This window comes from Thiopseudomonas acetoxidans, from assembly GCF_030362935.1.
Taxonomy (GTDB): Bacteria; Pseudomonadota; Gammaproteobacteria; order Pseudomonadales; family Pseudomonadaceae; genus Thiopseudomonas; species Thiopseudomonas acetoxidans.
The window spans coordinates 208,663-225,698 of sequence record NZ_JAUCDY010000001.1 but is presented as its reverse complement, the minus strand read 5'-3'; the positions used below and the strand labels follow the sequence as shown (position 1 = coordinate 225,698).

14 protein-coding genes and 1 pseudogene are annotated in these 17,036 nt (G+C 44.7%); 4 read left to right on the top strand and 11 right to left on the bottom strand.

Annotated elements, in window-relative coordinates:
• Positions 1-17: 17 nt before the first annotated feature.
• Positions 18-767 (bottom strand): peptidoglycan editing factor PgeF, encoded by a 750-nt coding sequence (gene pgeF, locus QEZ41_RS01125; protein WP_289409516.1) that lies wholly within the window; start codon positions 765-767, stop codon positions 18-20.
• On the bottom strand, positions 764-1,738 hold the full coding sequence (gene rluD, locus QEZ41_RS01120; protein ID WP_289409515.1) for a 23S rRNA pseudouridine(1911/1915/1917) synthase RluD: 975 nt from the start codon (positions 1,736-1,738) through the stop codon (positions 764-766). The genes pgeF and rluD overlap by 4 nt, the downstream gene beginning before the upstream one ends.
• Positions 1,739-1,942: 204 nt before the next feature.
• Between rluD and QEZ41_RS01115 the strand changes: the two are divergent.
• A pseudogene (locus tag QEZ41_RS01115) lies at positions 1,943-2,860 on the top strand (outer membrane protein assembly factor BamD); the annotation flags it as partial.
• 164 nt (positions 2,861-3,024) lie between these two features.
• On the opposite strand, the gene QEZ41_RS01110 reads toward QEZ41_RS01115, so the two are convergent.
• A complete protein-coding gene (locus QEZ41_RS01110; RefSeq protein WP_289409514.1) occupies positions 3,025-3,510 on the bottom strand; it encodes an FKBP-type peptidyl-prolyl cis-trans isomerase in 486 nt (161 codons plus the stop codon).
• 213 nt (positions 3,511-3,723) lie between these two features.
• On the opposite strand from QEZ41_RS01110, the gene QEZ41_RS01105 reads away from it, so the two are divergent.
• From QEZ41_RS01105 to yihG, 3 genes are all read left to right on the top strand, one after another.
• Positions 3,724-4,920, top strand: coding sequence for an acetate kinase (locus QEZ41_RS01105; protein WP_289409513.1), 1,197 nt, complete (start codon positions 3,724-3,726; stop codon positions 4,918-4,920).
• A 9-nt stretch (positions 4,921-4,929) separates the two neighbouring features.
• Positions 4,930-7,017 (top strand): phosphate acetyltransferase, encoded by a 2,088-nt coding sequence (gene pta, locus QEZ41_RS01100; RefSeq protein ID WP_289409512.1) that lies wholly within the window; start codon positions 4,930-4,932, stop codon positions 7,015-7,017.
• Between the two features lie 127 nt (positions 7,018-7,144).
• Entirely contained in the window at positions 7,145-8,047 is a 903-nt protein-coding gene (yihG, locus tag QEZ41_RS01095; RefSeq protein ID WP_289409511.1) for a 1-acylglycerol-3-phosphate O-acyltransferase, YihG family, read from the top strand.
• A 52-nt stretch (positions 8,048-8,099) separates the two neighbouring features.
• Here the strand turns inward: yihG and QEZ41_RS01090 are convergent, their stop codons facing one another.
• The 8 genes from QEZ41_RS01090 to QEZ41_RS01055 form a co-directional block, all read right to left on the bottom strand.
• Complete coding sequence (locus tag QEZ41_RS01090) at positions 8,100-9,587, bottom strand: class I SAM-dependent DNA methyltransferase (protein ID WP_289409510.1); 1,488 nt, start codon at positions 9,585-9,587, stop codon at positions 8,100-8,102.
• 21 nt (positions 9,588-9,608) lie between these two features.
• Positions 9,609-10,829 carry an ATP-binding protein gene (locus QEZ41_RS01085; RefSeq protein WP_289409509.1) on the bottom strand — a complete coding sequence of 407 codons (1,221 nt, stop codon included), beginning with the start codon at positions 10,827-10,829 and terminating at the stop codon, positions 9,609-9,611.
• A gap of 221 nt (positions 10,830-11,050) precedes the next feature.
• The gene (locus QEZ41_RS01080) at positions 11,051-11,212 is read right to left on the bottom strand and encodes a Fic family protein (RefSeq protein ID WP_289409508.1); all 162 of its coding nucleotides are present in this window, start codon (positions 11,210-11,212) and stop codon (positions 11,051-11,053) included.
• Positions 11,205-12,098, bottom strand: a complete 894-nt coding sequence (locus tag QEZ41_RS01075) for a restriction endonuclease (RefSeq protein WP_434556776.1) — start codon at positions 12,096-12,098, stop codon at positions 11,205-11,207. Before QEZ41_RS01075 ends, QEZ41_RS01080 begins: the two co-directional genes overlap by 8 nt.
• 249 nt (positions 12,099-12,347) lie before the next feature.
• Positions 12,348-13,415 (bottom strand): SIR2 family protein, encoded by a 1,068-nt coding sequence (locus QEZ41_RS01070; RefSeq protein ID WP_289409506.1) that lies wholly within the window; start codon positions 13,413-13,415, stop codon positions 12,348-12,350.
• A 10-nt stretch (positions 13,416-13,425) separates the two neighbouring features.
• Complete coding sequence (locus tag QEZ41_RS01065) at positions 13,426-15,330, bottom strand: Piwi domain-containing protein (protein WP_289409505.1); 1,905 nt, start codon at positions 15,328-15,330, stop codon at positions 13,426-13,428.
• Between the two features lie 6 nt (positions 15,331-15,336).
• Positions 15,337-16,806, bottom strand: a complete 1,470-nt coding sequence (locus QEZ41_RS01060) for a restriction endonuclease subunit S (RefSeq protein WP_289409504.1) — start codon at positions 16,804-16,806, stop codon at positions 15,337-15,339.
• Between the two features lie 9 nt (positions 16,807-16,815).
• The gene (locus QEZ41_RS01055; RefSeq protein WP_289409503.1) at positions 16,816-17,028 is read right to left on the bottom strand and encodes a helix-turn-helix domain-containing transcriptional regulator; all 213 of its coding nucleotides are present in this window, start codon (positions 17,026-17,028) and stop codon (positions 16,816-16,818) included.
• Positions 17,029-17,036 lie beyond the last annotated feature (8 nt).

The window sequence follows — 17,036 nt, the reverse complement described above, 5'->3', positions numbered from 1 at the left end:
TCACGCTGAAGGCAGTACTAGGGTTGTTCAAGCCAGATAAGGCTAGCAAAACGCCCTGTAGTGGGTTGGCGGCGAAAGGAATAAAACCGCTTGTCGGTAAGCGTACAAAACCCACCACCGTACACTTCGGTAACACCGGATTCACTCAAACGAATACGCGCCAACTGGTATAAATCAGCCATCCAATGTCCGGCTCGTTTGCTAGGTATAAACGCCTGCTCGGCTTGCTGGTGCTGGACTACAAACGCCTCGCGCACTTCAGGCCCAACTTCATACACCTGCGGGCCAATGGCCGGCCCTAACCAAACCGTAATATGTTGCGGCGGTGTTTGCATGGCCGCGATAGTGTTTTCCAATACGCCCGCCACCAAGCTGCGCCAGCCGGCATGGGCAGCCGCAACACAGCTCCCATCTTGCGCAGCAAAGAGAACAGGTAAGCAATCAGCCGTCATAATGGCACAGGCTATGCCAGGCTCACGGGTGAAGCTTGCATCGGCCTGTAACTGCTGACCGACTTGCGCCTGCACTACATTTACTCCGTGCACCTGTTCCAACCACACCGGCGTGCACTCCAGCGTTTGCGCCAGCCAAGTTCTATTGCGCTGCACGGACGCCAGTTCATCACCCACATGATCGCCCAAGTTAAAATGGGCGAAATCGCCTTGGCTATTACCAAAACTAGCAGTGGTAACACAGGCTCGTACATTGGCCGCTACGGGCCAATCGGGGCAAATCCAATCTGTCGGCCATGACGCTATGCGACTCATCCAATAAAAGCCTCATCATTCTGGCGCAATAACTGCAACAGCCAGCTGATATCGTCTGGCAAAGGGGCTTCCCATTTCATGGATGTGCCGTTGAGGGGATGTTTTAACTCTAAAAAGCGCGCATGTAAGGCTTGGCGTGGAAAAGCTCTTAGCTCTTCAACCAAGGTTGGGTTCGCTGCTGTAGGAATACGAAAACGCCCGCCGTACAAAGGATCACCAACTAAAGGAAAACCTACATGCGTCATGTGCACACGAATCTGATGGGTACGTCCCGTTTCTAATTGCACCCGCACATGGGTATGAGCGCGAAAACGTTGCAATACTCGATAATGTGACACTGCTGGCTTACCCGAAGCTACCACTGCCATCCGCTGACGCTGATGCGGATCACGACCTATAGCAGCCTCGATAGTAGCTCCAGAGGTAACCACCCCTACCACTATCGCCTCATAGGTGCGTCCAACGGTGCGCGCCTGTAATTGTTCTACCAGACTGGTATGCGCAATGAGGGTTTTCGCAACCACCATCACCCCAGTTGTGTCTTTATCTAAACGGTGCACAATACCAGCGCGCGGAACTTCACGCAGCTGTGGTGCATGATGCAACAGTCCGTTCAGTAGCGTCCCCGTAGCATGACCTGCAGCGGGATGCACCACTAAACCGGCAGGCTTGTTAATTACTAACAGGTGTTCGTCCTCGAAAATAATATCCAAATCCATGGGTTGCGCGTGCCATTCGCCTTGCTCTGCTGGCTCGGCTACCAACTTCAGCATGGCACCACTATAGACGGTATCGCGCGGGCGCAACGTCTGTCCATCCACAGTTAAGCGTCCCTCTTTGATCCAGGCCGTTAGCCTAGATCGAGAATGTTCAGTAAAAACTTGCGCGGCAATCTGATCCAAGCGTTGCCCACCTAATTCAGTCGGAATTTCAGCGCAAAGCTCGATGGTTTTTGTCGTATTTTTTGGCATACTCTTTTATATCACTATAGTTGTGCTTTAGTTACAATGGCCGCTTGTGCTTAAATGAGCAACCCGAGCAAGGATTCTAACAAGGCTCTAGCTTGGTGTGCCAACAATATGCACAAGCAGTGCTTGAACATTATTTTGTGCAGCGAGTCAGACGTTTCAAGAATGAGTCTCGCACACACCCTAACCTCAATAGGCAAAAACAATATGCGTGTAAAACACCTGTTTTTTTTAGTATGTTTTAGTTTGTTAACTGCTTGCTCAAGCAAAAAAAATGTTGTTGATGAAGACCTCACTGAGCATCAACTCTATGAGCAAGCACAGCGCAGTTTAGACAAAAGAAACTATTCAACCGCTATCAGCAAGTTACGCGCACTAGAATCACGCTTTCCTTTTGGTCGTTACGCTGAACAAGCACAGCTTGAGTTAATTTACGCTAACTACCAATTTCGCGACTACGACGCACTAGAAGCCGCTGCTGACCGTTTTGTGCGTCTGCACCCACAACACCCTAACGTTGACTATGCTTACTATATGAAGGGTTTAGCTGCCTTTGATCAAGATCGCAGCTTTCTTGCACGCTACCTACCCCTTGATATGACCCAGCGCGATCCGGGTGCAACACGTGATTCTTACAATGAATTTTCCAAGTTGCTGAACCGCTTTCCTGAAAGCCGTTACGCCCCCGACGCAAAACAACGTATGATCTATGCGCGCAACCTGCTAGCCGATTATGAAGTGCACGTTGCTAGTTATTACATTAAGCGCCAAGCACATGTGGCCGCGCTTAATCGTGGACGCTATATAGTAGAAAACTTTCAAGGCTCACCCGCAGTCGCAGACGGCCTAGCTATTATGGTGCAAAGCTACCAGACCTTGGGTTTTGATGATTTGGCCGACAAAAGCTTAGCCGTGTTAATGCTCAACCACCCAGAGCATTCAAGCTTAGTAACCGGTGAATTCGTTCCACAGTTTAAAGAAACTGCTTCCAAGTCATGGCTTAGTCAAGCCAGTCTAGGCTTATTGGATAAGAACAGAAATGCTGAACCACCGCAGGCTTCTCAAGCGAATAAAGAAATGCAGCGCCAATTCAAAGACGCCCAAGAGAGTATTCCTAAAGAAATTAAAGCCAATAAATAAAAACTGTTGCTGAGGGATTGGTTAAATAATGCCGCTCACTTCCCTATAAACGGTTTTACCTAGAGTTCTTGCATGCATTTCCCAGAAGCGTCGATTGATAACCTCAATCGACGCTTCTGTTTTTACAGTCTTACAACCTAGCGTGTCGCTTAGTGCTGATGACCGCCTTCACCATGCGCATGGCCGTGCTCAATCTCTTCTGCACTGGCCTCACGCACATCTTTCACTTCCACCTCAAAGCTGAGACGCTGCCCGGCTAACGGATGATTGCCATCCACTGTTACGTCGTCACCCTCAATGTCCCGTATGGTGACTATCTGCATACCACCGTCTGGAGCTGAGGCGTGAAACTGCATGCCCACCTGCAATTCTTCAACGCCTTCGAACATGCTGCGGCTTAATGTCGCAACCAGTTCAGTAATGTACTCGCCATAAGCCTGCTCTGGCTCAACGATTACAGACAAGGCATCACCCACTTTCTTACCCACTAAAGCTTGCTCTAAGCCGGGAATAATATTGGCTGCGCCATGTAAATATACAAGAGGCTGCACACCTTCTGAACTATCAAGGACTTCGCCCTCATCGTTACGTAAAGTGTAGTCGATAGCCACGACGGTATTGTCGGCGATAAGCATAAATTTAGACCTTTTACTGTTTATGAATGAACGGGCAGTGTACCTACTGATTTATGCAAATGCGACTTAAGAATAAATGACTAAAACATATCTTTCCCTACCATGTAGCACAACTTTAAATAGGCCTATTATTTTTCAGGTCAATCTACCGTTTTATAAAAACTACGGGCTGTCGTAACTGGATAAGCAGCCAAATTTTTCAAGGGGAAATACATGTCAGACAGAAACATCCTAGTTATTAATAGCGGAAGCTCATCGATTAAGTTTGCTTTGGTCAACGAAGACCAAGATGAATTTCTCCTTGAAGGACTTGCAGAGTGCATTGGTTTTCCTGAAGCCGTTGTTAATTGGAAAGAAAACGGTGTAAAGAAAAGCATGAATCTTAATGGCGCAGACCATGCCGGCGCACTGGCCAAAATCTTACCTGTCGTGCAAGAAGTTTCTCATGGCAAACTAACAGGCATTGGTCACCGTGTCGTTCACGGCAGTGCTCACGTCACCAAAGCATCACTGCTTACCCCAGAGGTCATTAAAGTAATTGAAGAAGCCGCTGCACTAGCTCCCCTGCACAACCCGCCCGGCCTAATGGGCATTGAAGCTTCTTTGGCTGTTTACCCAGAACTGCCTCAGGTTGGAGTATTTGATACGGCATTCCACCAAACCATGCCGGAATACGCCTACCGTTACGCGATCCCAGAATACCTCTACACAGAGCACCATATCCGCCGCTATGGCTTCCACGGCACAAGCCATCTGTATGTCAGCCGCAAGGGCGCAGAAATGGCTGGTCTTCCTGTTGATGACAGTTGCTGGCTCGTTGCCCACCTAGGTAACGGCTGCTCAACTACCGCCGTAGTTAACGGTGAAAGCCGTGATACCTCTATGGGCTTAACCCCACTAGAAGGTCTAGTGATGGGTACCCGTAGTGGCGATGTAGATCCTAGCTTGCAAATTCACCTGCACCGCACTTTCGGCTGGACCGCACAAGAAGTAGAAACCATGCTAACCAAGCAAAGCGGTTTGTTAGGCGTTTCAGGTTTGTCTAACGACATGCGCACCCTGATCGAAGCCAGCGAGCAAGGTCATGAGCGTGCTGCGCTAGCTATTGAGATTTTCTGCTACCGTCTGGCTAAGTCATTAGCCGCACTCTCTTGTGCGCTGCCTAAGCTTGATGGTTTACTCTTTACTGGCGGTATTGGCGAAAATGCCAGCTTAATCCGCCGTAAAACGCTGGATCATATGCGTATATTTAATTTCAAGCTCGATGACGCTGCTAACCAAGCCTGCACACGCGGAGCTGCCGGTAAAATCAGCCTCGATGGTCACCCATTGGTCATGGTAGTTCCTACTAACGAAGAACGCCAAATTGCCAATGAAACCCTCGAGCTCATCGACGCAATCGCTAAATAGGACGTTTAAATGCATACTTTTTTACTGTCTCCAACAGGTTTTGGCGTAGGTCTTACTTCCGTCAGCTTAGGTATTGTTCAAGCCTTGCTCAGCTCAGGCATCAAAGTGGGCTTTTTAAAGCCCATCGCCCAGCCACACCCAAGCGAAAGCGGGCCCGAACGCGCCAGCGAGTTAATGATGCGCGTGCACGGCACACAACAGCCCCAACCTTTAGCGCTCTCTCATGTTGAGCACATGGTGGGCAACGGTCTTATTGATGAATTAATGGAAGAAATCGTCAGCATGCACCAGAGCATGCTGTCACAATATGACGTTATTATCGTCGAGGGCATGACTCCTTCACGACAAGCCAACTATGTTGAGCGCATTAACGCCAGTCTTGCGAAAACACTTGACGCTGAGGTCATTTTGGTCAGCGCCCAGCAAAGCGACAATCTAGATGAAATATCTGACCGCATCGAATCTCAAGCACAGCTGTTTGGCGGCACCAAAGACCCTAAAGTCTTAGGTGTCGTAATCAACAAGGTAACCAACCCTTCGCTAAATGGTTTTGCCGAGAAACTCAAAAGCCATTTGCCTGCCTTACGTAAAGGCGATTTACATTTAATCGGCTGCATTCCTGCGAAAGAAGAACTCAATGCTCCACGCACAGCTGACTACGCAAAGTTCTTAAAGGCCAGCCTATTAAACTCAGGTGAAATTGAGCAACGCCGTGTGCAGAAAGTTATTCTATGTTCACGCACTGTAGCCAACATTGTGCCCTTGCTACAGCCCGGCGTTTTAGTAGTTGTGCCCGGTGATCGTGACGACATTATTCTGGCCGCTAGCCTAGCAGAAATGAACGGCATTCCTTTGGCCGGCCTGATACTTACCGGCGGTTACGAACCCAACAAAAGCATTATGGAAATGGGTAAAAGCGCACTTAAAGGTGGCCTGCCTGTTATGTGGGTGACTACCGGCTCTTACGATACTGCTTACCAAGTTACTCGCCTGCCACGCGCCATCCCGGAAAACGATCTGGAGCGTGCAAAAACAACCAGCGAACACATTACAGCCCATCTTGATAAAAACTGGCTCGTCACACGCTGCAGCACAGTTCGTCAAGCATTGCTGTCACCGCCAGCATTCCGCTATCAGCTGGTGAAACGCGCCCAAGCAGCGGCTAAGCGCATTGTTCTGCCTGAAGGTAACGAGCCGCGCACAATTCAGGCAGCCGCAATCTGCCAAGAGCGCGGTATCGCAAACTGCGTACTGATTGCCAAGCGCGAAGAAGTAGAAGCGATTGCTAAAGCACAGGGCATTACTTTACCTGCAGGCTTAGAAATTATTGACCCTGATAGCGTACGTGAGAAATACGTTTCGCCCATGGTGGAGTTGCGTAAATCGCGCGGTGTAACCACCGAGCAAGCACGTGAGTTTTTGGGGGATACCGTTGTATTAGGCACCATGATGCTAGCCGAAGACGATGTGGACGGTTTAGTTTCCGGTGCTGTGCACACCACGGCCGACACGATTCGCCCCGCACTACAACTCATCAAAACAGCTCCAGAATTCAGCCTAGTGTCATCTGTATTCTTTATGCTGCTGCCTGATCAGGTTGTGGTGTATGCAGACTGTGCCGTAAACCCAGATCCGAACGCTGAGCAATTAGCAGAAATTGCACTGCAGAGTGCTGCATCTGCTGCGGCTTTTGGTATTGAGCCAAAAATTGCCATGATCAGCTACTCAACCGGCAGTTCTGGTACGGGTGACCATGTAGAGAAAGTACGTGAAGCCACCCGTATTGCCAAAGAGCGTGCGCCACACTTGGCGATTGACGGTCCTTTGCAATATGACGCGGCTAGCGTTGAAAGTATTGGCCGCTCTAAGGCTCCAGACAGTGCTGTTGCCGGTCGCGCGACTGTATTCATCTTCCCTGACTTGAATACAGGTAACACGACATACAAAGCGGTACAGCGTAGCGCCAACGTGATCAGCGTGGGTCCAATGCTGCAAGGTCTGCGCAAGCCCGTTAACGATCTGTCTCGTGGTGCTTTGGTTGAAGACATTGTCTTTACTATCGCCCTGACAGCTATTCAGGCAGCCAGCCAAGACTAATAGGTCTATATCATGCGTTTGGTCACCTGCTTAACCCTAAGCAGGTGACCAACAAGCCAGCAACAAAGGCTTGCACTTCACCTTAAAAAGCTTAACCATTACGCAATACTCATTACGGAATTGCTGCATGTTAAGTTTCTTACCTGCTCTTCTTCGCGGCATTATTGCCAGCTTGATCATGGCACTCAACACCCTATTTTTGTGTTGGCCATTATTCATCCTTGCCCTGTTTAAACTTGCACTACCCTTCCCACCAATTCAGCGCGCATTACGCTTTGGCATGCATTGGATTGCCGAAACCTGGATCGCGGTAAATGGCTTTTGGATAAGACTCGTACAACGTATTGAATGGGATGTGCAGGGTTTGGATTCGCTGGATAAACAGCACTCTTGGCTCGTGACCAGCAACCATCAAAGCTGGGTGGATATTCTGGCTTTGCAGTATCAGTTCAATCACCGTCTGCCCTTATTGAAGTTTTTCCTCAAGAAAGAACTCATCTGGGTGCCTGTGATCGGCCTGTGCTGGTGGGCGCTAGAATTTCCATTCATGAAACGCTACAGCAAAGAGTATCTAGCCAAACACCCGGAAAAACAAGGCCAAGACCTAGCCACCACGCGCAAAGCCTGTGAGCGTTACAAAACCAATCCTGTTTCGGTATTTAACTTTTTGGAAGGCACGCGTTTTACCCCGAGTAAACACACACAACAACAATCGCCTTACCAGCACCTGCTCAAGCCCAAGGCAGGTGGCATTGCTTTTGTGTTAGATGCTATGGGCGAACAACTGCACGGCCTAGTTAACGTCACCCTGTACTACCCACAAGGCCGCCCAACTCTTTGGTGCTTACTGTCTGGACGCCTCAAAAAAATCATCATGCGCGTGGAAATCATGCCAATCCCCCAGCAGTTTATTGGTCACGACTACAGCAGCGATGAAGCCTATCGCCAAGCCTTTCAAGCTTGGGTAAATGAGCTGTGGCAGGCTAAGGATGAGCAATTAGACGAGCTGGTGAGGTTAGACAAACAATAAACAGGCAACCCTTAATCATGGCTTAGGGACTGTTAGACCTATACACCAGCGCTTACTTGCTCGCCAACCCTGCCAGCACCTCTCTAAAGCTATTTAATCCCGCTTCTAGGTTTTCAATGATCTCTTCTGCTAGGTCATCAGGCTCTGGCAGATTATCTAAATCCGTTAAACTTTTATCCTTTAACCAAAATATATCCAAGCTGGTTTTATCACGCGCGATCAGTTCTTCATAACTGTATTTACGCCAACGGCCATCGGGGTTGTTTTCTTCATGCCACGTTTCAGTGCGTGCATGGATATTTTCAGGCTTATAACACGCAATAAAATCGGTTAAATCTTCATAACGCATCGGCGAGCGCTTGAGCGTGTGGTGAATATTGGTGCGGTAATCGTAGAACCAAACCTCTTTTGTCCAAGGCTCTGGGCTGGCGGGTTGGTTATCAAAAAACAACACGTTAGCTTTTACACCTTGCGCATAAAAAATACCTGTCGGCAGGCGCAAAATAGTATGCAGCTTGGTGTTTTCTAAAAGCTTTCTACGGATAGTTTCGCCCGCACCGCCTTCAAACAACACGTTATCAGGCACGACTACGGCGGCTTTGCCTGTGGTTTTTAACATACTGCGAATATGCTGCACAAAATTAAGCTGCTTGTTTGAGGTGGTTGCCCAAAAGTCTTGGCGGTTATAAGTGAGGTCTTCGATTTCTTGCTCGCCTTCTTCATTGGTAAAACTCATCGAGCTTTTCTTACCAAAAGGCGGGTTGGCCAATACATAATCGACACTGATCGGGCTAGGCGCTATCAACGCATCATTAGGGGAAACTAAACTTTCACCATCAATCTCGCCGATGTTATGCAAAAACATATTCATCAAGCACAGGCGGCGCGTGTTGGCGACAATTTCATTGCCATGAAACGTCTGGTGCTTTAAAAAATGCTTTTGTTCTTTATCGAGCTGATAATTTTTTGCATCACTTAAAAAATCATACGCCGCTAAAAAGAAACCACCGGTACCGCAAGCAGGGTCGGCGATGGTTTTATTTGGCTCTGGGCGCACACATTCCACCATGGCGCGAATTAAAGAGCGCGGCGTAAAATACTGTCCCGCACCCGATTTTGTATCTTCGGCGTTACGCTCTAAAATGCCTTCATAAATATCGCCCTTAACATCAGCACCCATCACCAGCCAACTGGTGCTGTTAATCATGTCGATTAAGCGAAACAGCTTGGCGGGATCTTGAATCTTATTTTGTGCTTTGGTGAATATTTGCCCCAACATACCTTGGCGCTTGCCCAGCTCGCGCAAAATTTCCACATACAGCACTTCTAGCTCGGCGCCTTTTTTGCTGGTTAGCGCTTGCCAGTTATAACGCGCAGGTATGCCCACATCGCGGTTATAAGGCGGCTTGCTGTATTCATCCGCCATTTTCAAAAAGATAAGGTAAGTAAGCTGCTCTAAATAATCGCCATAGCCCACGCCGTCATCACGCAAAGTGGTGCAAAAACTCCAAACACGGGAAACGATAGAGGCGGTGTTCATGTCAAAATCTCTTGGTTAGTTCTACAAATAGGTTAAAGGCAAAGCGACTAAATTTTCTGCCAACCAAAGCTTTTGCGGATATTGGTTAATTAATGTTCCATGAGCAATAGTTAACTCGTCGGCAGGTAGGTGATTGCGCAATACATCAAACGCTTTAGCCATTTTTTTAGTTGGGTTGGCAGTACTTTTTATTTCAATAGGGTACAAAGTGCGCCCATCTTCAATAATTAAATCAATTTCTTTCTGATCGTTATCGCGATAAAAGTAAAGCGGGGGTTCTTTTCCTTGATGGTAAAAAGACTTGATAATCTCGCTTACCACAAAGGTTTCAAAAAACTGCCCGCTTTTTGCTCCTTGCTGTATTGTTTCAGGTGTTAACCATTTCGTCAGCCACGCCATTAAGCCGGTGTCTAGCATATAAACCTTGGGCGTTTTAATGGCGCGTTTAAGGTGATTATTGGCATAAGGCTGCAACAAATAAATAATGCCCGATGTTTGTAAAATATTGACCCAGCGCTTGATGGTATCCACCGATACGCCGACATCCTGCGCTACTTTATTGTAATTAAGCAGCTCGCCACTGCGTGCGGCAATGGCCACCATAAAGCGGGTGAAATCTAAACTGCTGCTAACATTGGCTATGTGCCTCACATCACGCTCAATGTAAGTGGCAACGTAAGACGCATAGTAAGTGTGCCAATCAGTTTCTTGCTGATACAACCTTGGCATATAGCCTTGGTGAATGGTTTGCCACAGCGCATCGACTTTAAGCGGGCATTGCTCGCGTTGCTGCAAATACGCGGCACTAGGAATAAAAGGCAAAGCAAAATCGTTTTGTTCTATTTCCCGTAAAGATAAGCCCGACAACTTTAAAATGGCCACACGCCCCGCCAAGGTTTCACTCACATTTTGCATTAGCTCAAACGCTTGCGAACCCGACAGCAAAAACTGGCCATTTCGCTGTTGCTTATCTATGGCTAATTTTAAGAGCGAGAACAATTCTGGGGCATATTGCACCTCATCCAAAATGACGTTCTCGGGATAGTTTAATAAAAATAACTGCGGCTCTTGCTTAGCTTGAGCAAGCAACAAAGGGTCATCAAAACTGACATACACATAATCTTGAGCGACATGCTGCAACAAGGTCGACTTGCCCACTTGCCTAGGGCCAGTCACCAAAACCGCAGGGAATTGCTGCATCAAAGTACGAAGCCTGTTGTGCAAATGACGAGGAATATACATAATAAATTGCGTGTGATTTACGATAGCATCTTAATATAAACGAAGTATGTGTGGCGCGTCTAGTGAAAGACTGAATTTATACACCAAGTGACGAAAAGCGTAACTTAATGTGCAATTTAGCGCTTGGCAGCTGTGCACTTCAGATGAAAAACCTGGATGTGTAAATCACACTTATAAAAATAAAGCCAATTTTGTAAAGTGTGTTTTACAACAAGCCTAGGCTATTCGCCTCTATTAACCGCCAGCACCTGCTTGCCGAGTTGGGTTAAACGGTATTTTTGAGTTGGGCTGCGTGGTGAATCGGGTTGGGTCATTTCGATTAGCTCTTTTAAAAACTCGCCAATGCGGCGGTTACGATAATGGCGGCTCACTGAATTATTCAAAATAATCTGAATCTAGCGAGGGTACTCTTAAAATGCGTGATGTTACGCCCACTTCGGTGTCCATCATCAAATTCACTAAACGCTCACCATCAATTAATACAATACCTTCAACAGACTTTGCAAAATCTAGCGCCTGCGCAGTAAAAGAAGAGGTGGTAATAAACACTCCTCGCTTGGCTTTTTGACCCGCTAACGCACCATAAAAAGCTTGCAGCTCTGGACGACCCACCGTGCCTTGCCAGCGTTTTGCCTGTACATACACTTTTTCTAAACCCAGCTTATCTAAAGAAATAACACCATCAATACCTGCATCACCACTACCGCCAACGCGTTGTAAATCTTGTCGGCTAATGCCGTAGCCCAAACCATGCAACACATCTAAAACAATGACTTCAAAACGACTGGGCGTGACGGCTAGCAACATTTCTAATAATTCGCCTGCGGTGGCTTGTCGCAATGCTTGCAAAGCTTGCTCTAATTGATCGTCAGGGCTGGCATTGGCATGTATTTCATCTGTAGCAACCATTTTGCTAAATTTTGACGCTATGGGGGCATCAAGATTGCTGCTAGCAATACGTTGAATTTCAGCCTCGGCAATAACACTGGAATGCTTACTTGCATAAACTGCGCCTTCATTCGTTAATTGCCACAAACCACGGCGGGGGCTAAAAGACAATCCTGCGCGCTTTAGTCGATCATGTGCCCAGCCGCAACGATTTTTGTAAACGGCCTGCCCGCTACTTAATAATTCTGAGCGCTGCTCTTGCGTTAATTGCAAATAATCCGCGGCCGCATCATGCACTTCAGCCGCGCGTAACCCTTCAGGATATTGCTGCAAAACCCGCAAGATAGGTTCAATAAACTGATCGTAAGTAGGAAGTGAGATATTCATAAAAACCTAAACTTTTTGTTTTGTTCGCTACAAGAATTTGCGTACCCAATATAATTAAACAGCAGTGCTGCACAACGTCTGGCCGTTTTCCTCTGCCACACCAATCACCACATAACCCCCACCAAGATTATGAAGATCGTTAGCAAAAGCAGACAGCGTATGCATGATGCTTCTAGGATGTGCTCACTTTTAATAGTGTAAATAAATGGAGCGTTCCATTTATTTTTACTCAATGATGAGATATCAAAACGGATCATCATCGCCAGCTTCAGACAGGGAGGAAAAATAGGAAAGACTCATATCATTTTCAAAGAATTGTTTCGCAGTTTTAGGTTCGAAAATAATTTTTTCATCTAAACCCCTCAAGATAGCTAGTATCCGATCCTTAGCTTGATTGCTTCCCAAATCGGGGGATACAACAAGCAATTTCAAATACTGACTCCTCTCAAGTGCTTGTCGAATAAGGTTATTGATATAGTCATCACTAAAACTATACCCTATGACAACGATAAAGCGTGCAGCTTCACTAAGCGAATACTTTCTAAGCTCATGTACATAAAAGAGATAAGGATCAATCGAACTCAATTTGGCAGTGGTTCCAAATATTAATTCTGTTTTTTTCTGTGGGCTATCGCAAAGTTTTAGTGCGCCACCATTATCTAGATCTCTAATCCAATCGATAGATCCGTGTAATTTATACAAGTATAAACCGACATCTGTGTTTGGATTAGAATCAAACTTCGCCGCTTCCCACCCACGAGAACTAGGATTAAAACCAAGTTCAATATTTATTCCTGTTCCAACTAATGCTCTTTCTACACAAATATCATAATTCAAGGTAAACACTCGAATAGCGCTGCCTATCTCCGAAGTCAAATCTTTAAATTTCTTAAAGTATTCTGCCTTGTCATAATTAGTGATATTGATCCAATCAAATAACCGATCACGTATTTTCTTATCCAGCTTTTCTATCTTGTTAAATTCTTCGCCAGCTACTTTTAGAAGGTGAATATTCCAACCACCAATAAATGGGTAAAGCTTATTTCTATGTTTTTGATTTATTTCAGACAAAACGCCAAGTAGTTCTTCAATCGTCGCAGATTGCTCTGCATAATCGCCCTCTAGACCTCGTTGATAAATAATCGAACTTTTAAGATAGTTATAAAGATCACGAAACTCAGAAAAATCTGTATCTTTTTTCCGAATATCTTCCTCAATATCAAGAGTCATCGCTTTAGCGTGTTTTATGCCAGCATCAACACTTGCTCCAGCGCCAAGAAGGAATAATAAAGAGTCTTCTCTCAATCCCATCTCATCCTCCTTATAAAAACCAAGGTGCAACAGAATCTGCGCTTACAATGCTCATGTCGCTGACATTTTCCAAGTGAGAGAACTCCTTCATAAATTTAGCTATTAACCGAGAATAAAGAATGGAAATAGGCAGGGCTTTCGAATTAAAACCGCGCCAGTTAGCGCCCGTCAAGTTTAGTATATCTTGAAGACATTCTTTCTTTGTTTCCCAATTTTCTTTTGACTCAATAAAGTCGATATATAAGGGCTCTGATATACGTTTGTTCAACACTTCTTTTCCATACTGCAACCCTTCAGGCCACACTAAAAACTCACTTCTCGAAAGTTGTATATATGAGCTTTCATAAGGTACACAGGTATTATGTGCGCTAAACCCAAGAAACTTATGCTTAGTGTTCATCCGTACGACAATCACTTCACATGTTTCTTTTTTTAACTCTGAAACAACGTCTTTAATAACGTCTATTTCCTTTCTACTAATTTTGTATGGTAGATGTAGTACAAGCGAGCTATATCGACCGCTCTCTTCACTCGACATAACCTGGCTTAAATTGTTTTTTAAACTCTCAAGATAAGATTCTTCATTATCAGACGTGGATAATGGTTTTATATATTTAAAATCACCACTTGAATCTAAACATACAGTATAAGCTGTATATTTTTTTATATTGCCATGCTCCATCTCTTGAACACTGCCAATTCCAAAAATCAAGCAGCTACTCTTCGCTGGCTTAACAAGCCATGGAGCTCCTCCGAGTTTACTAAAAATCTGCAACCCAATATTTGATATTGACCATTTTAATTTATTCTTTTCAAAAAACGTATCTTCAGTTACAACTTGGCAATAGGTATTATTCTTAAGAGCCATTAACTTAATATGCCCATAGGCATCAAAAGCTGAATCCACTCCTTTAAAGCCTCGCGGAAGAACAGCAACAAGCATAATTTTATCTTGTGGATATGATGATTTCAGCTTACAAACCTGATTTTCAATATCCAGAATAGACTGTTCATTAAACTTTGTTACCAAATGGTGTTCAACAATATCTTTATATATTGGTAAAGAAAACATTTCATCCAAGCCAGAAAACTGGCCAGGAAAAAGCTTCCCTGTCAACCCAGTATAAATATCTCTAGCAAGCGTTCTTGTTTGCTCCGAAAAAACAAATAAGTAACGAGGGTTAGCATCTAGGCGCCTGTAAGGGCCATTACTTTTTATCCCCATAAATTGAGATGTAGCGGTCTTTCCACCCCCTACAATATATGTTTTAACATCAAGCTTTTCTGCACTTAAGGTAGTAAATTTTGTGTTGAAATCTAGATCAGACTTGGAAAGTAGAGGGTATAAAGTTTCTTTTAAAAACCTATCAAGTATCTGTTTTTTATCTTTATAAAAGAAAACATTTGGCCGCCCCGATTTATCAAGCGAGTAGCTTCTAATTTGAGTTTTTTTGTTAAAAGGCTGCTCATCTTTAAGGCTAAACTTATGTTCAAGTAAAAAGCCAAACAACTTCTTAGATTTTAAATAGTACGGCCTTACAATGACCTCCGCATTACCTTCATCAAATCTTTCTACTATAAAGCAAACTTCCTTCAACCGGATTGCTTTTTCTGGGGTATAGTAATTAACATCGCTAGTGTTTGATCCCAAAACCAATAAAAGCTCTCTATATATCATATGAACAGCTAATATTGGATTTTCAGTATAATCAAATACATATGCTTCATAACCCTCCCTTTCCTCAAAAGAAATATCAAACAGATCCCACTGCACTGCTCCTTTGTGAGCAGGCAGTCTCGTACGGAAGCTTTCTTTTTCTTTGAAAGAAGAACTATCAGTTATTATTTTCCTATAAATAGTTCCACCTCTACTTTGTTGGAATAGTGAAACAAAGTTCAATTCAATTTCGTTCATTTCATTTTATTCCTCTGTCAAAATGAGCTTTCCCGAAAACGCTTTTTTAAGTATGGATTGTCGCAGTAGTTCTGCTTTGGCTAAAGCCCTTTCGATTTCTTTTTCGTTTTGTTCGATGATGGATAGTTTTTCTTCCAGCTGATTTACGATTTCTTTTTGTTCTGTGAACGAAGTCAATGGAATTGGGAAGTTGCTCAACACAGTTTTGTTGATAGAAGCAAGGTTGGTAGTTTGTTTGCCTCCACTTTCAAAATAGTCTCGCCCAAAGGAATTACCCCAATAAGAAATAAATTTCGCATGATATTTTTCATTCACGAATGGAGACGCACGAAACACGTGGTTTTGTGTTATGCATTGCGATACCTGACCTTCCCAAATCCAGCCTCTTCCGAGCTTATCTAAATCGCCACCTTCATTGAATAACACATCATTTATTTCTAACTGTAAACGTGGCAAGTCTACCATCTCTATATTCATAGACTTTATTTCGGATAAATCTAAATACCCACGCTGAACATTTGCCACACGTAAATAATTTACTTCTATTGGATCAGCTAGTTTACGATTTTTGCTAACAGACATTCCTGAGTTAATCGCTGCAATTTCAGCTAAACGAATATAGCTCCACTCCTTTGGAAGCTCAGGCAGAACCTCCAGCTCTTCAGCAGATATCCTACTTAGTGGCTTATGAATCGCTGGTTTGCTCGGCCTTTTCCCTTCTTTTCCTTTTTCTTCCCAGTCTTTGACTGCTTGTTTCCATTCTTCTAGTTGTTGCTGGTAGCGGGTTTCGCGTTCGGTTTGGATGCGGGCGAGGAGTTGTTCTGGAGTTTCGAGTTTGCTGGCGTTGTCTTTGCGCCATTGTTCGGTGAGTTTGCCTTCAAAGGCGTGTTTAAGCAGTGATTGGCGGTAGATTTTGAGTTGTTCTTGGGCGGTTTTTAGTGATGCAATGCCGCTGTCGAGTTCGGAGAAAAGTTCTTCGATTTTGGCGACGATACTTTCTTGTACATCGAGCGGCGCCAGATTAATAGGTATTTTCCGCAACGAAGCCTGTGTAAGCTTCAGCCTTGTTGTTCCATTGACTAAGCTGCGAAAGTCCGTTTGATTCAAGGAGTGCAATAAATATTTATTTAAGCACTTTCCTTTTTGTCCCTTTAAAACATGCGCGTGGTTATTTACCCAGCATTTTCCTGAAACAATATATGCTTTGTCTTTTGTAATATCTAAAAATGGTGCTCCATCTTCTCCTAAGAGCACATACTCCCCATCTTGCCTAAAATCATCAATCCAACCAACTTGCCCTGTCGCACCATAATATGGATAAATTCCGTCTCGCTTACTCCTTTCGGAAGCATTAATTGGTTTTCTGAGGCTGTTATGTATTTCTACAACTTCCTCTAGCGGATAAAGTGTCCAACCTTGCGGTAAATCCTTATTAACCACACCATCAGTCCCAAATTCACCTTTACTATTACTCAATTCTCTTTCCTATTTATCACTGGTGCTGATTTTGGCTTTGTTGTTAAGGGTATTTCGTGCTGCTACGTTAATAACTTCTTTCGTACCACGAGCGCGTATCGCAATATTTAAACAGTGTGATAAATGCTTAGTATCGCCAGTGCTTGCTGCCTGTGCTAGAAACTCTTGGATATCATCGTTGGTTTCTAAAAAATTAGCGGCATCAAATGATTTTGACTTCATAGATCTTA

Coding starts and splice junctions, on each gene's coding strand:
- pgeF (WP_289409516.1), bottom strand. CDS start 767: ATGAGTCGCATAGCGTCATGGCCGACAGATTGGATTTGCCCCGATTGG.
- rluD (WP_289409515.1), bottom strand. CDS start 1,738: ATGCCAAAAAATACGACAAAAACCATCGAGCTTTGCGCTGAAATTCCG.
- QEZ41_RS01110 (WP_289409514.1), bottom strand. CDS start 3,510: ATGCTTATCGCCGACAATACCGTCGTGGCTATCGACTACACTTTACGT.
- QEZ41_RS01105 (WP_289409513.1), top strand. CDS start 3,724: ATGTCAGACAGAAACATCCTAGTTATTAATAGCGGAAGCTCATCGATT.
- pta (WP_289409512.1), top strand. CDS start 4,930: ATGCATACTTTTTTACTGTCTCCAACAGGTTTTGGCGTAGGTCTTACT.
- yihG (WP_289409511.1), top strand. CDS start 7,145: ATGTTAAGTTTCTTACCTGCTCTTCTTCGCGGCATTATTGCCAGCTTG.
- QEZ41_RS01090 (WP_289409510.1), bottom strand. CDS start 9,587: ATGAACACCGCCTCTATCGTTTCCCGTGTTTGGAGTTTTTGCACCACT.
- QEZ41_RS01085 (WP_289409509.1), bottom strand. CDS start 10,829: ATGTATATTCCTCGTCATTTGCACAACAGGCTTCGTACTTTGATGCAG.
- QEZ41_RS01070 (WP_289409506.1), bottom strand. CDS start 13,415: ATGGGATTGAGAGAAGACTCTTTATTATTCCTTCTTGGCGCTGGAGCA.
- QEZ41_RS01065 (WP_289409505.1), bottom strand. CDS start 15,330: ATGAACGAAATTGAATTGAACTTTGTTTCACTATTCCAACAAAGTAGA.
- QEZ41_RS01055 (WP_289409503.1), bottom strand. CDS start 17,028: ATGAAGTCAAAATCATTTGATGCCGCTAATTTTTTAGAAACCAACGAT.